The organism is Clostridium simiarum (assembly GCF_018919175.1).
In the GTDB taxonomy this organism is placed as follows: domain Bacteria; phylum Bacillota; class Clostridia; order Clostridiales; family Clostridiaceae; genus Clostridium_L; species Clostridium_L simiarum.
This window is the reverse complement of sequence record NZ_JAHLQL010000005.1, coordinates 234,584-248,396: the sequence shown is the minus strand read 5'-3', so window position 1 is coordinate 248,396 and position 13,813 is coordinate 234,584. Positions and strand designations below refer to the sequence as shown.

The window sequence follows — 13,813 nt, the reverse complement described above, 5'->3', positions numbered from 1 at the left end:
TTTTATTATGCTTAGAATACCAAAGGTTACACCTCTGCTTAAGAAAAGTTTACTATAGAAACCAAGCTTCATTTGGTATGTTTGTTGCTATATAATATTAAGTAATAAAAAACATTAGAAAATTTAGAATTTTTTATTTATGGGAGGGTAAATTATGGATCAAAGTATTACATTAAAATCAATAAAATTACCTAATGAAGAAACTATGAGCTATAGAGAAGCTGGTAAAGGCAATAAAATCATGATTTTAGTTCATGGAAATATGACTTCATCAAAGCATATGGAAATATTAATGAAAGAGTTTTTAGACCAGTATAAAATATATGCAGTAGATCTTAGAGGATTTGGACAATCAACTTATAATAAAAGGATAGACTCACTTAAAGATTTTTCTGATGATATTAAATTATTTGTTGATGCTATGGGCTTGAAAGACTTTCTTATGATGGGTTGGTCTACAGGTGGGGGAGTAGCTATGCAATTTATAGCGGATTACCCTGGTTATGTAAGTAATCTAATACTATTAGAATCTGTAGGAATAAAGGGGTACCCTATGTTTAGAAAAGATGAGAATGGACAGCCTATACTTACAGAATTAATAAGTTCAAAGGAAGATATAGAAAAGGATCCAATCCAAGTGGTACCAGCGCTACAAGCCTATGCTACTAAAAATAAAGAGTTTATGAGAACTTTATGGAATATGGCTATTTATACAAAAAATAAACCTGAAGATAATCTTTATGAAGAGTATCTTGAAGATATGATGACACAAAGAAACCTTGTAGATGTAGATTATGCCCTTGTCAACTTCAATATATCTAATGAGCATAATGGAGTAGTTAAAGGAAATGGTCTTGTAGATAAAATAGATATACCAACTCTAGTGTTTCAAGGAGATAGAGATTATGTAGTTCCAAGAGAAATGGGAGAGGGAATAGTAAGAGGAATAGGAAAAAATGCTAAACTAGTTATTTTAGAGGATTCAGGACATTCGCCATTAATAGATTGCATGGACAGGTTGGTTAAAGAAATAAAACAGTTTTTAAGATAGTATAAAGATTCATTATAAAACTATGTCACAAAAATAAACAATATTGTCATAAAATAAATCCTTACCTACAGGACTTTAAATTATATAGGAGAAAAAATATTCTTTTAATATTAGAAATAAAGAATTCTAAAATTCATTTAATAAATAGTAAGCTGATTAAAGGCTTTAAGATTTTGATGAATTAGAATTCTTTATTTTTTATGTAGTATTTTACTTGTTAATAGAAGTTTTAGGTATTTATACCTTTGATTATAAGAATATTCTATATGTTGGCATGAAAACTGCTGTGTAATATGGCAAGTAAATAATTTTTTAAGGAGAGGATATATGCTGAAATAAAAGATAAATAAAAGCTAACAGCACTGTGCACTTGTTATACTTTTATGAAAATTAAGTAAAAAGAATAATTTAGTGCATGTATTAAAAAAATACAATGTATCATTTTATTACATAGGAGGTGGACTTATGCTTCAAGTTATTATCAGCGGTCTGATAACAGGAAGCTTGTATTCATTGGCAGCACTTGGATTAGTTATGATTTTTAAAACTTCAGATATAGTTAACTTTTCTCAAGGTGAAATGGCCATGTTTAATACTTTTATTGCATTTACATTATTAACATCCCTTAAGGTACCATATTTTTTAGCGATGATCATTACTATGGTATTTGCGGCTGTCATGGGACTTACTCTCCATAGGATAGTAATAAAGCCCCTTGAAAAGGCTCCATTAGTAAGTTCCATGATAGCTACACTAGGACTTATAATGATATTAAATGGTTTGGCAGGTAATCTGTTTGGATTTGATACAAAGCAATTTCCTAAAATGTTTAGTGGGAAAAATGTAGAGTTTTTAGGGGTATCTGTAGATCCAAATAGTATACTTACTATAGCAGTAACTGTGGTAATAATGCTTGCACTATTTTATTTTTTCAAATATACAAAGACTGGACTTGCTTTAAGAGCTGCCTCTCAAAATCCTGAAGCAGCTGAACTTATGGGTATATCAGTAAATAAAGTTATTACACTTACTTGGATTATAAGTGCTGTTTTATCATCTATTGCAGGTATGTTAATAGCACCTACTACTTTCCTTGATATTAACATGATGGCTGACATTCATTTGAAATCATTTTCAGCAGCGGTGCTAGGTGGCTTTACTAGCTTTGTTGGACCTGTAGTTGGAGGATTAATTCTTGGAATTTCAGAAAACCTTTTCGGAAAGTATGTTTCTTTATCATGGAAAACAGTGTTTGCTTTCGGTTTAATAATTGTAATGTTGGTAATAAAACCAAATGGTATCTTAGGAAAGACTTATAGAAAGAAGGTGTAATCTTGAAGGGTTTAAAAGAATTTTTATTAAAAAATAAGGTAAATATTATTGTATTACTTATAGCCATAATATTTCCAAATATAGTCCCTCTAAAGACAAGCACCATAACTCTTATAAACTTAGGAGGAATATTTGTAATTGCTGCTATAGGCTACAATATTCTTTTAGGATATGGAGGACAGATATCTTTAGGACACGCAGCTTTTATTGGCTTAGGAGCTTATATAACAGCTAATCTATCAATTAGATTCAATGTCCACTTTATAATAGCTTTAGTTATATCAATACTAGTAACAGCGATATTAGGATTTATACTGGGACTTCCAGCCCTTAGGCTTGAAGGAAACTATCTAGCTATAGCAACCTTAGGATTTGGAGTTGCTTTTGAGCATGTATTTATGGAGTTTGAAAAATTTACTGGAGGTTTTTCAGGTCTTAAAGGTATAAATCCACCTAAAATTTTAGGTTACGCATTTAAAACACGCATAAGCATGTATTACTTTATTCTATTTTTTATAGTCATTGCAGTTATAATAGCTAAAAACCTTATAAATAGTAAAACTGGAAGAGCCTTAATGGCTCTTAGAGATAGCGAAATTGCAGCAAGTTCCTTAGGAGTTAATACTGCAAAATATAAAACTATAGCCTTTGTGATAAGTGCGGCTTACGCTGGGGCAGCAGGAAGTTTGTTTGCATATCTTTATAGGCAAGTTTATCCTCAATCCTTTGGCATGGCGGTTTCACTTAACCTATTGGCTATGATAGTAATAGGAGGATTATCCTCAATATCAGGTTCTATTATAGGTGCTATGTTTATGACCATGCTACCTGAATATATTAAAGCTATTCCTATAAAAAACGGCGCAACTATAATCACGGGAATACTTTTAATATTAACGGTTAGATATTGTCCATATGGAATAAATCAAATAATACAAGCTATAAAGGGTAAATTATCAATGAAGAGTTCAAAGAGTAATGCTTCGATACAGGGAAAGGAGGCTTAGCATGGGGAAAAATCTTTTAAATGTAGACAATATTTCTATAGCCTTTGGAGGATTAAAAGCTGTTGATAGTTTAAGCTTTTCTATAGAAGAAGGGGAGATCTATGGACTTATAGGGCCAAATGGTGCGGGAAAGACTACTGTTTTTAATCTTATCAGTCAGTTTTACAAACCAGATCAGGGTAAAGTTATATTTAATGGCATAAATGCTACAGAGTTAAAGGTTCATCAAATGGTGGATATAGGAATAGCTAGAACTTTTCAAAATGTGGAACTCTTTAAACATATGACTGTGCTAGATAATCTGCTAGTGGGGGAACATTCCACTATAAAGTATGGAACACTTTTAAGTATGTTTAAGCTTCCTAAGGTTAAAAAAGAAGAAGAAAGTGCAAAAAAGAGAGCCGAAGACATCTTAGATTTTTTAGAAATAAGAGAATATGAAAATAGGTTAGTTTATAACCTACCTTATGGAGTCCAAAAGCTAGTAGAGCTTGGAAGAGCTCTTGTAGGAAATCCTAAGCTTATAATTTTAGATGAACCAGCAGCAGGGATGAATGATACTGAAACCAATATATTAGCAGAGAGAATAAGAAATATAAGAGACAAGTTTGGTATAACTATACTTTTAGTAGAACATGATATGTCATTGGTTATGAGCATATGCGATAGAATGACAGTTATAAACTTCGGTAAAAAAATTGCTGAAGGTACTCCAAAGGAAATACAAAGTAATCCAGTAGTTATTGAAGCATATCTAGGGGAGGGAGAAAAGGATGTTTAAGATACGAGACCTAGAGGTTAATTATGGATATGTAAATGTTATAAAGGGTATTAATTTAGATATAAAAGAAGGTCAAATAGTTAGTATCTTAGGAGCCAACGGTGCCGGTAAAACTACCACCCTTAAATCTATTTCAGGGCTAGTGCCAATTGCAGGAGGGAGTATAGAGTTTCAAGGAGAAAAGATTAACTCTCTTTCTCCAGATAAAATAGTTTCAAAAGGTATAGTTCATTGCCCAGAAGGTAGAAAAATATTTCCACAACTTACTGTAGAGGAAAACCTAAAAATTGGAGCTTATTTAAGAAAGGATAAAGAAAAAATAAAAGAAGATTTTCATATGGTTTATGAATATTTTCCAAGATTAAAGGAAAGAAATAGACAGCTAGCTGGTACCTTAAGTGGAGGAGAGCAGCAAATGTTAGCTATAGGCAGGGGACTTATGGCTGCACCTAAACTATTTATAATGGATGAACCATCATTAGGACTCGCCCCTATAGTGGTTAAAGATATCTTTGAAATAATAAAAGAAATCAATAAAAGAGGAGTGACTATACTTCTTGTAGAACAAAATGCTTTCCAAACAGTTAAAATTTCTGATTATATCTACATACTAGAGACAGGAAATATATCTTTAGCAGGAACAGCTGAGGAAATAGGAAAAAATGAAAGCATAAAAAAATCTTATTTAGGTGGTTAAGCAATATATTTCATATATATTAAAGGAGGATTATTTATGAAAAAGAAAATATCAATGCTTCTAGCAGGTATATTATCAGTATCTCTATTAGCAGGTTGTCAAGGTGGTTCTAATGGAGAAAAAGAGGGAGAGAAATCAAAAGGGGAAGTAGCTCAAGGGGTAGAGGGTGATACTATAAAGGTAGGTACTATAGCTCCTACCTCAGGTGGTGTAGCTGTAGTTGGAATACCTGTAACTCACGGTATGGAAGCATATTTTAAAATGATAAATGAAGAGGGAGGAGTAAATGGCAAAAAAATAGAACTTGTAGTGAAAGATGATGGATTTAAGCCAGACGTTGCTCTTCAAAAAGCAGAAGAATTAGTGGAAAAAGATAAGGTTTTTGCTATAGTTGGACAAACTGGTACACCAGGAGCCCTTTCGTGCATAGACTACTTAAGTGAAAAAGGAATACCAGCAGTATATCAAGGAACTGGAGCAAGCAAATTATCGCAAGTTAAAGGGAATTATTTCCCAGTTCAACCTAACTATATTTTTGAAGGTTCTTTAATGGCAAAATATATGATAGATGATTTAAAAGCTAATAAAATAGCTGTTATATACGAGAATAATGATATAGGTAAAGAAGGATTAGAAGGAATAAAAGGAAAACTTAAGAAAATGGGAAAAGAGTCTGCATTAGTTACAGAGGTTCCATATAATCCAGCAGACGTTGACTTCTCTGCTCATGTTCAAAAGCTTTCTGAAAATACTCCAGATGTTACTGTGATTTATGGAAATGCTAAACCAGCAGCTGGTATAGCTAATGAAGCTAAAAAACAAGGCTTTAAAACTCAATTTTTAGCTTCTTATATAGTTGCAGATATTACTTTATTCCAACTTGCTAAAGATGCATGGGATGGAGCTATAACAGCGGCTTGGGTTCCAGATATAACAGATCCTAATAATGCTGAAGCAAAGAAATTTAACGATACATTTAAAAAATACTTCCCTGATGAAACTCCGAATGCATATGGAGTAGCAGGATGGGTAGCAGCACAAGTATTTACAGAAGGATTAAAGAGAGTAAAAGGCGATTTAACTTGGGAAAACTATATTAAATCTATGGAATCATTAAAGGACTACAGTGAAGGTATAGCAAAAGGTATAACCTATACTGAAGACAGAAGAAATGGTGTTGAAAAAATGTATTTCATGAAAGCTAAATATGTAGATGATAAGAATTTTGGTTATGAAAAAATAACTGATTTTATATCAGCTGAGTAAGAATTCCAATAGGAGATGATTATATGAACAAAGTTACCATAGGGGAATATGAGTTAAATTATGAATGCTATGGAGAGGGAGAGCCAGTCATATTTTTAAATGGTATAATGATGAGTAGCTTAAGTTGGAGGCCATTCATAGAGCATTTTAGAGATAATAAAGTTATATTTCTAGATCTTATAGATCAAGGATCTTCTAGTAAAGGCAAAGAGAGTTACACCCAAGAATTACATGTAGATATGCTAAATGATTTCTTAGATAAGCTATCTATAAAAAAGGCCCATATATTAGGAATATCCTATGGGGGAGAAGTGGCGATGAGATTTGCACTAAAGTATCCTAAAAGGCTATTAAGTCTAATATTAGCAAACACTACAAGCTATACTACAGAAATAATGAGGGGTATAGAGAAACTGTGGGATTACGCTGCAGGAACATATGATGGTGAAGTATTCTTTAATGCCACTATGCCATATATATATTCACATAAATTTTATGAAGAAAATGCAAAATGGCTTAAGGTAAGAGAGGAACTCATAATAAATAGTTTTAAAAAAGAGTGGTATGAAGGGTTTAGAAGAGCTATTAAAAGTGCTTCAGATCTTAATGTAACTAATAGATTGCAGGAGATTCATGTACCTACTTTTATTATAGGAGCAGAATATGACATCATAACGCCTGTGATCTATCAGGAAATTATTCATAAAGGAATTAAGGATTCTAGTATGGTAGTTATAAAAGAGTCAGGGCATGCTTCTATGTACGAGAAACCCATTGAGTTTGCAACTTTAGTTAGTGGATTTCTTAGAAACTATAATAAAAACATAAGAATACTTTAACGAAAATATGAATAGCTGGAGAAATCCAGCTATTTATGTTCTATTTAAAATATTTCTATAGTACTTTAACTTAAGAAGTATGAAAAAATTATATTTTGTGAAGATTTTAAATAAAACCCTTTGATATATGTATTAATTTTGTATAATAATACTTAAGGGAGTTGATGATTCGATGAATAACATAATGATTAATAAAGAGTTTATACAATTTTGCTACGCGGTTTTTGATGAGCTTCCTATAGCTGTAGATATATTAGACAAGGAAGGAAAAATAATATACATAAATAAAACCTTTAGCGATTTTTTAAAAAAACCTAGAGAAGAACTTATAGGAAAATTGGTTACAGAAGCTAATCCTACCTCTAAGTTTTTAGATACATTACATAGAAAACAAGCTGAAATAGCATGTAAACATAGATTTGATAATGGTAATGAGGCAATTGTTCATCGTATACCTATAATGGATGATGATGGGAAACTTATGGGTGGCTTTGGTATGGTAGTCTTTGAGGATATTAGTAAGCTTCAAGAAGTTATGGATAAATACAGAGTTTTAGATAAAGAATTAAAACTCTATAAGAATGAAATAGCAAAATTAAACATAGCAAAATATAATTTAGATGATATTATAGGAAGATCCCAAGAAATATCAAAATGTAAAAATAAAGTTAAAAAGATGGCTAGAGTAAAGTCTAACGTATTAGTAATAGGTGAAAGTGGAGTTGGTAAAGAATTATTTGCTCATTCTATACATAATGAGAGTAATAGAAAAGATAAGGCATTTATAAGTGTTAACTGTTCAGCCATACCAGAAAATCTTATGGAATCCGAGTTCTTTGGATATGAGGATGGCAGTTTTACTGGTGCTAGAAAGGGTGGAAATATAGGAAAGTTTCAATTAGCTAATGGAGGGACAATTTTCTTAGATGAAATAGGAGAAATGCCTCTACATCTACAGGCAAAGCTTTTAAGAGTTCTTCAAGAAAAAGAAGTACAACCTATAGGAGCAAAGTCGCCACTTAAGGTGGATGTAAGGGTCATAAGTGCTACTCATAAAAACTTGCTTCAGTTAGTTAATGATGGAAAGTTTAGAGAAGATTTATATTATAGATTAAATGTATTAACCTTGGAGATACCGCCTATAAGAGAAAGAAGAGTGGATATTCCAGAGCTTATAGACAAATTTTTAGGGTTATTCTATAGAGAAACTGGAATGTATAGAAATGTACCTAAAAATATAATGGATATACTAGTTAATTATGATTGGCCAGGAAATGTAAGAGAACTTAGAAATATAGTTGAAAAAATATGTGTAAATGCAGATGATGTAAACATTTCCATAGCTGATCTGCCACCTTATTTAATAAACAGATCTATGAAGAGTAAGGTAGTTAACAAAACTAGTGGAAATTTAAAAGATATTTTAGATTCGGTAGAAAAAGAGATAATTATAAATACACTTAGAGAATGTAATTACAATAAATCTGAAACATCAAAGAAGCTTAATATACCAAGAGCTTCTCTTTATAGGAAATTAGAAGAGTACGGTATAGATGTGAAAATGTAATAAAGGGATACACTGTTTAAATTTTTTACAGTTTATATTTATAGAAAGTTTTATGATAATATAACTAAATATTAAATTTTTAATAAAAACTGTTATAGCAAAGTTTTATAAGATTAAACTTATTGAACTTATTAGGCTATGACGGTTTTTTTATTTTAAATAGGTTAATAAGCATATTATTATTAAATTTATAAAGACTTTCAAACTATGGCATGGTTATTGCTTAATTAAACAGTAAAAATAATTGTTAAGGATTACATAATTGAAATAGGTAATTACAATATTTGTTTGGAGGGATTTTTGTGCATAATCATGTAGGAGTAGTAGGATTTGGAACTTATTTACCAAAACACCATATGACGGCTAAAGAAGTAAGTAAAGCTACTGGAGGAGTTTGGGCAGAAGAGGCAGTTATAGAAAAGTTAGGATTTGTTAAAAAGACTATTGCAGGTCCAGAGGATGGGACTCAAGAAATGGGATATCTTGCAGCTAAAGACTGTATAGTTAGTACAGGGGTAAACCCACTAGATATAGATGTTATCATCTGTATTGGTGAGGAATGGAAGGAATATCCTTTAACAACTTCAGCTATGTATATTCAACATAAATTAGGAGCTATTAATGCTTATGGATTTGATATAGCTCAAAGGTGTTGTACTGCAATAACAGCTATGAAGATAGCTAAAGATATGATGCTTTCTGATGAAAGTGTAAATACAGTTTTAATCTGTGGCGGATATAGAAATGAAGATTTTATAGACTATAAAAATAGCAGGGTAAGCTTTATGTTTAACTTAGCTACTGGAGGGGGCGCAGTTTTATTAAAGAAGAATTATGGTAAAAACGAATTACTTGAAACTTCCATAATAACAGATGGCTCATTTGCAAGAGATGTAGGAGTTGTATATGGTGGAACGCTCAAACCAATAGATAATGGAAATCTAGGTGAAGCCTATAAGTCTTTAGATGTTATGGATGTGGAGGGTATGAAGAGTAGGCTTAATGAAAAATCTACACCGAACTTCTTAAAGGTTATAAGAGAATCATTAAGAAAGAGTGGATACAGTCAAGAGGACATAGATTATATTGCAATGATACATTTTAAATATTCTGCTCATAAATTTATATTATCAGAATTAGGAGTACCAGAATCAAAATCTATATATTTAAAGGATTACGGGCACCTTGGACAAATTGACCAAATACTATCAGTTAAATTAGCTCTAGAACAAGGAAAAATAAAAAATGGAGATATAGTAGTTACTGTAGGAGCAGGAATTGGGTATGCTTGGGCGGCTAACACTATTAAGTGGGGAGAGATCTACGAATAATAGTTAGGAGGACAGTTATATGGATTTCAGAGAAGAATTTAAAAGAAAATTAATAACTGTGGATGAAGCAGTAAGTAAAGTTAAATCTAATGATGAAGTAGTGGTAGCTATGGCAGGTTCAGAGCCAAGGGCATTTCTTAAAAACCTCCATAGAGCTAAAAATAATGTTGAAAATGTATCTGTGGTTACATGTTTAAATATGGAAAACTATGAGTTTACATCATCAAAAGACATGAAGGGGCATTTTACTAACGAAACTTGGTTTTATAGTCCCTTAACGAGAAAGTCACATGAATTTAAGACTACTACATTTATACCAAATCATCTTCATCTTTCTGCAGTAAAAAGGTTAGATTATAAAAAGCCAAATATATTTGTAGGTACTGCTACACCTATGGATAAACATGGATATTTTTCATTATCTTTATCTGTAACCTATGAGAGAGAGTACATTGAAAATGCAGATATAGTTATATTGGAGATAAATGAGAATTTACCAAGAGTATATGGAGATACTTCTGTCCATATAAGTGAAGTGGATTTTATATATGAAAATCATACAGATGTACCTGAACTACAAATTGTTGAGCCAAGTGAAAAAGATATGATAATTGGAAACTACATTGCAGAGCTTGTGGAGGACGGTTCCACAATACAATTGGGTATAGGTGGAATACCTAATGCAGTTTCTAAAGCCTTAATGAATAAAAAGGATCTTGGTATCCACACTGAAATGATAACAGATGGAATGTATGACCTTTATAAGGCTGGGGTTATTACAAATAGAAGAAAAACTCTTCATAAAAATAAATTTATTGGAACCTTCGCTCTTGGAACAAAGAAATTATATGATTTTATAGATGATAACATGGGAGTAGAGCTTAAAAGAGGAGGATACACTAATGATCCTTATATAATAGGACAGAACTATAAAATGGTATCTATAAATACCACTTTGCAAGTTGACCTTACAGGACAATGTGCCTCTGAATCTATAGGATTAAGACAGTATAGTGGAACAGGAGGGCAATCAGATACTGCTGTTGGAGCTTTAAATAGTGTGGGAGGAAAATCAATTATTGCTTTATATTCCACAGCTAAAAAAGGAAGTATATCTACTATAGTACCTTTTCTTACACAGGGAGCTGCAGTATCACTTTCAAGAAATGATGTAGATTATGTAGTTACTGAATATGGAGTGGCTAATTTAAGAGGTAGAGGATTAAAAGAAAGAGTAGATAATCTTATCTCTATAGCCCATCCTGATTTTAGAGAAGATATAAAAAGAGAAGCTGAAAAGAACTTATTATGGTAATAAAGAAAGGTGGTCATTAATATGATGGGTAAAACTATTGAGGAAATAAATTTGGGAGACAAGGCTTGTTTTGAAAAAACAATTTCTGAATCAGATGTATATCTTTTTGCTGGTATAACTGGAGATTTAAATCCAGCACATATTAATCAAGTAGCTTCTGAAAATACAATGTTTCAAGGCAGAATAGCTCATGGAGTGTTGGTTTCTGGATTAATATCTACAGTTCTAGGTATGCACTTACCTGGTCCTGGAACTATTTATCTTGGACAAGAGTTAAAGTTTACAGCTCCCGTAAAGATTGGAGATACAATAAAAGCGGAAGCAGAAGTTATAGAAATGATAAAGGAAAAGAATAGAATTAAGTTGAAAACTATTTGCACAAACCAACATGGAAAAGTGGTCATAGAAGGAATAGCAACTGTAATGCCTCCAAAGGTTTTATAGTATTAGAATGTAAATTATAATATATAATAAAATTAAAAAATGAGCATGGATTGAAATATTAGAATAGATAGAAATAGATAAGTTCATACTTAAAATGAACATGGAATAAAATTTAAAAAAGCTGATATAGTTAAACTATATCAGCTTTTCCCACTGTTTATATAAATCTTCCACATTTTGCTCTAGTTCAGAAATTTCCCTGTGGATAGATTCGCTTTTTTCTGGATTAGAGTATACTTCTTCTAAACATAAAAGTTCTTGTAGTTCTACTATATTAGATTCTATGGTAGCTATTTTTTCCTCTATAGATTTAACTCTTTTTACTTCGTCCTTTGCCTTTTTATCTGCTTCTCTTTTTTTACGTCTTTCCTCGGCTATTTGAGTTTTACTTTTATTTTGAAGCTCTTCTAAGCCTTCATACCTTTGAGGATTTTTTTTCTTCTCTTGAAAATAAGTATAGTTTCCTAAATACTCTTTTATTCCATCAGAGTTAAGCTCAAAGATTTTATCTATTACTTTATTTAAAAAGTATCTATCGTGAGATATAACTATAATAGTGCCATCATAGCCACTTATAGCTTCTTCTAAGGCTTCTCTTGACATAATATCTAAGTGGTTAGTAGGCTCATCTAATAGTAGGAAGTTAGCTTTTGATAACATAAGCTTTAAAAGATTTATTCTACACTTTTCCCCACCGCTTAGCTTGCTTATATCCTTAAAAACATCATCACCAGTAAAGAGGAAGGAGGCTAAAGCGTTTCTAACCTGAGTAGTAGTCATATCAGGATAGTCATCCCAAATCTCATCTATAATAGTTTTTTCCTCATGTAGGTCAGATTGCTCTTGATCATAGTATCCTATAAAAACATTTTTACCTAGAACCTTTATTCCTCTATCAGAAGGTAATTTATCCATTATTATATTAAAAAGAGTAGTTTTACCCCTACCGTTTTCGCCAATAAGTGCAATGCGCTCTCCTCTTTTCACATCGAAGTTAACCTGTTCAAATAGCTTATTTTCTCCAAAACTTTTACTTAGATCTTCTACATGAAGTACATCATTTCCACTTTTTACTAAGGTTTCAAACTTTATTTTGGATGCCTTAGGATCTTTATCCGGTGCTTCTAATCTTTCTATTTTAGCTAAGGCTTTTTCTCTACTTTCAGCAGCACGAATACTTTTTTCTCTATTAAAAGATCTATATCTTTCAATTATATCCTCCTGCCTTTTAATTTCAGACTGTTGAAGATTATAAGCCTTTAATTTTGTTTCAAACTCTTTTTTTCTAAGATCTATGTATTTTGAATAACTTGCATTATAGCAATCCACATGTCCATTTATAAGTTCAAAGGTATGGGTGGTTATAGCATCTAAGAAAAATCTATCATGGGATATAATAATTATAGTCCCCTTATATGCCTTTAGGTATTCTTCCAGCCATTCTATAGCCTCTAAGTCTAAGTGGTTTGTAGGCTCATCAAGAAGCAGTATTTCAGGCTTTGTAAGAAGAAGCTTACAAAGGGCTACTCTAGTTTTTTGACCTCCACTTAAAACTCTTATAGGTTTATTATAATCCTCTTCTAAAAAACCTAAACCTTTTAAGACTCTATTAATGTCACCTTTATATACATATCCACCTTTATTATTATACAAGTCAGTGAGTGTAGTATATTCTTTTATAAGCTTATCATGATAAGCAGCTTTATTAGGATCATAAGGTTCATTTAATTTTATCTCTAACTCTCTTAATCTTTCTTCCATATTAAGTATGTCACTAAAAACAGAAAGCATCTCATCATAAATACTATTATAAGACTCTAAAGACAGATGCTGAGAAAGATAACCTAAGGTTTTGTTTTTATCTATAAATACATCTCCACTATCTTGAGATAATTCTCCGGTTAATATTTTAAACAAGGTAGATTTACCAGCACCATTAGCCCCTATAAAACCTACTTTGTCACCTTCATTTATAGAAAATGTGATTTTATCTAATATTACATCTATACCATAACTTTTATGTACATCTTTACAACCAATAACAATCATTTTTAATACCGCCTTGCCCTTTTTATTTTATATAGCTTATTGCTAGAATCTTTCCTTATTAATATAAAAACAAAGTTTATATATTCACCCTACATTATACTATATTATTAATTTCCATATCAAACAGAAAAAAA

Annotated in this window: 12 protein-coding genes; 11 read left to right on the top strand and 1 reads right to left on the bottom strand. The window is 31.4% G+C overall.

The genetic code is table 11. The annotated features are described in order from the left end of the window. Positions 1-154 precede the first annotated feature (154 nt). The 11 genes from phaZ (at position 155) to KQI89_RS14270 (ending at position 11,630) form a co-directional block, all read left to right on the top strand. Positions 155-1,051 carry an intracellular short-chain-length polyhydroxyalkanoate depolymerase gene (phaZ, locus tag KQI89_RS14320; RefSeq protein WP_216457614.1) on the top strand — a complete coding sequence of 299 codons (897 nt, stop codon included), beginning with the start codon at positions 155-157 and terminating at the stop codon, positions 1,049-1,051. 465 nt (positions 1,052-1,516) lie between these two features. Further along, complete coding sequence (locus KQI89_RS14315) at positions 1,517-2,383, top strand: branched-chain amino acid ABC transporter permease (protein ID WP_216457613.1); 867 nt, start codon at positions 1,517-1,519, stop codon at positions 2,381-2,383. Positions 2,384-2,385: 2 nt separating this feature from the next. Then, the gene (locus tag KQI89_RS14310) at positions 2,386-3,390 is read left to right on the top strand and encodes a branched-chain amino acid ABC transporter permease (protein WP_246583127.1); all 1,005 of its coding nucleotides are present in this window, start codon (positions 2,386-2,388) and stop codon (positions 3,388-3,390) included. 1 nt (position 3,391) lies between these two features. Continuing rightward, the gene (locus tag KQI89_RS14305; protein ID WP_032120738.1) at positions 3,392-4,171 is read left to right on the top strand and encodes an ABC transporter ATP-binding protein; all 780 of its coding nucleotides are present in this window, start codon (positions 3,392-3,394) and stop codon (positions 4,169-4,171) included. Continuing rightward, on the top strand, positions 4,164-4,868 hold the full coding sequence (locus KQI89_RS14300; protein ID WP_032120739.1) for an ABC transporter ATP-binding protein: 705 nt from the start codon (positions 4,164-4,166) through the stop codon (positions 4,866-4,868). Before KQI89_RS14305 ends, KQI89_RS14300 begins: the two co-directional genes overlap by 8 nt. Positions 4,869-4,904: 36 nt before the next feature. Then, positions 4,905-6,134 (top strand): ABC transporter substrate-binding protein, encoded by a 1,230-nt coding sequence (locus KQI89_RS14295; protein WP_216457612.1) that lies wholly within the window; start codon positions 4,905-4,907, stop codon positions 6,132-6,134. A gap of 23 nt (positions 6,135-6,157) precedes the next feature. Continuing rightward, positions 6,158-6,973, top strand: a complete 816-nt coding sequence (locus tag KQI89_RS14290; protein ID WP_216457611.1) for an alpha/beta fold hydrolase — start codon at positions 6,158-6,160, stop codon at positions 6,971-6,973. A 172-nt stretch (positions 6,974-7,145) separates the two neighbouring features. Then, positions 7,146-8,540: a sigma-54 interaction domain-containing protein gene (locus KQI89_RS14285; RefSeq protein WP_032120742.1), complete on the top strand. Its 1,395-nt coding sequence runs from the start codon at positions 7,146-7,148 to the stop codon at positions 8,538-8,540. 302 nt (positions 8,541-8,842) lie between these two features. Next, the gene (locus KQI89_RS14280) at positions 8,843-9,871 is read left to right on the top strand and encodes a 3-oxoacyl-ACP synthase (RefSeq protein ID WP_343216376.1); all 1,029 of its coding nucleotides are present in this window, start codon (positions 8,843-8,845) and stop codon (positions 9,869-9,871) included. Between the two features lie 19 nt (positions 9,872-9,890). Further along, a complete protein-coding gene (locus KQI89_RS14275) occupies positions 9,891-11,186 on the top strand; it encodes an acetyl-CoA hydrolase/transferase family protein (RefSeq protein WP_216457610.1) in 1,296 nt (431 codons plus the stop codon). Between the two features lie 21 nt (positions 11,187-11,207). Continuing rightward, complete coding sequence (locus KQI89_RS14270) at positions 11,208-11,630, top strand: MaoC family dehydratase (protein ID WP_216457609.1); 423 nt, start codon at positions 11,208-11,210, stop codon at positions 11,628-11,630. A 135-nt stretch (positions 11,631-11,765) separates the two neighbouring features. On the opposite strand, the gene abc-f is transcribed toward KQI89_RS14270, so the two are convergent. Then, entirely contained in the window at positions 11,766-13,679 is a 1,914-nt protein-coding gene (gene abc-f / locus KQI89_RS14265; protein WP_216457608.1) for a ribosomal protection-like ABC-F family protein, read from the bottom strand. Positions 13,680-13,813 lie beyond the last annotated feature (134 nt).

What these genes read in the sequence shown, in the direction of transcription:
- KQI89_RS14305 (WP_032120738.1), top strand. Translation starts at nt 3,392, where the DNA reads ATGGGGAAAAATCTTTTAAATGTAGACAATATTTCTATAGCCTTTGGA.
- KQI89_RS14290 (WP_216457611.1), top strand. Translation starts at nt 6,158, where the DNA reads ATGAACAAAGTTACCATAGGGGAATATGAGTTAAATTATGAATGCTAT.
- KQI89_RS14270 (WP_216457609.1), top strand. Translation starts at nt 11,208, where the DNA reads ATGATGGGTAAAACTATTGAGGAAATAAATTTGGGAGACAAGGCTTGT.
- KQI89_RS14295 (WP_216457612.1), top strand. Translation starts at nt 4,905, where the DNA reads ATGAAAAAGAAAATATCAATGCTTCTAGCAGGTATATTATCAGTATCT.
- phaZ (WP_216457614.1), top strand. Translation starts at nt 155, where the DNA reads ATGGATCAAAGTATTACATTAAAATCAATAAAATTACCTAATGAAGAA.
- KQI89_RS14285 (WP_032120742.1), top strand. Translation starts at nt 7,146, where the DNA reads ATGAATAACATAATGATTAATAAAGAGTTTATACAATTTTGCTACGCG.
- KQI89_RS14300 (WP_032120739.1), top strand. Translation starts at nt 4,164, where the DNA reads ATGTTTAAGATACGAGACCTAGAGGTTAATTATGGATATGTAAATGTT.
- KQI89_RS14315 (WP_216457613.1), top strand. Translation starts at nt 1,517, where the DNA reads ATGCTTCAAGTTATTATCAGCGGTCTGATAACAGGAAGCTTGTATTCA.
- KQI89_RS14275 (WP_216457610.1), top strand. Translation starts at nt 9,891, where the DNA reads ATGGATTTCAGAGAAGAATTTAAAAGAAAATTAATAACTGTGGATGAA.
- abc-f (WP_216457608.1), bottom strand. Translation starts at nt 13,679, where the DNA reads ATGATTGTTATTGGTTGTAAAGATGTACATAAAAGTTATGGTATAGAT.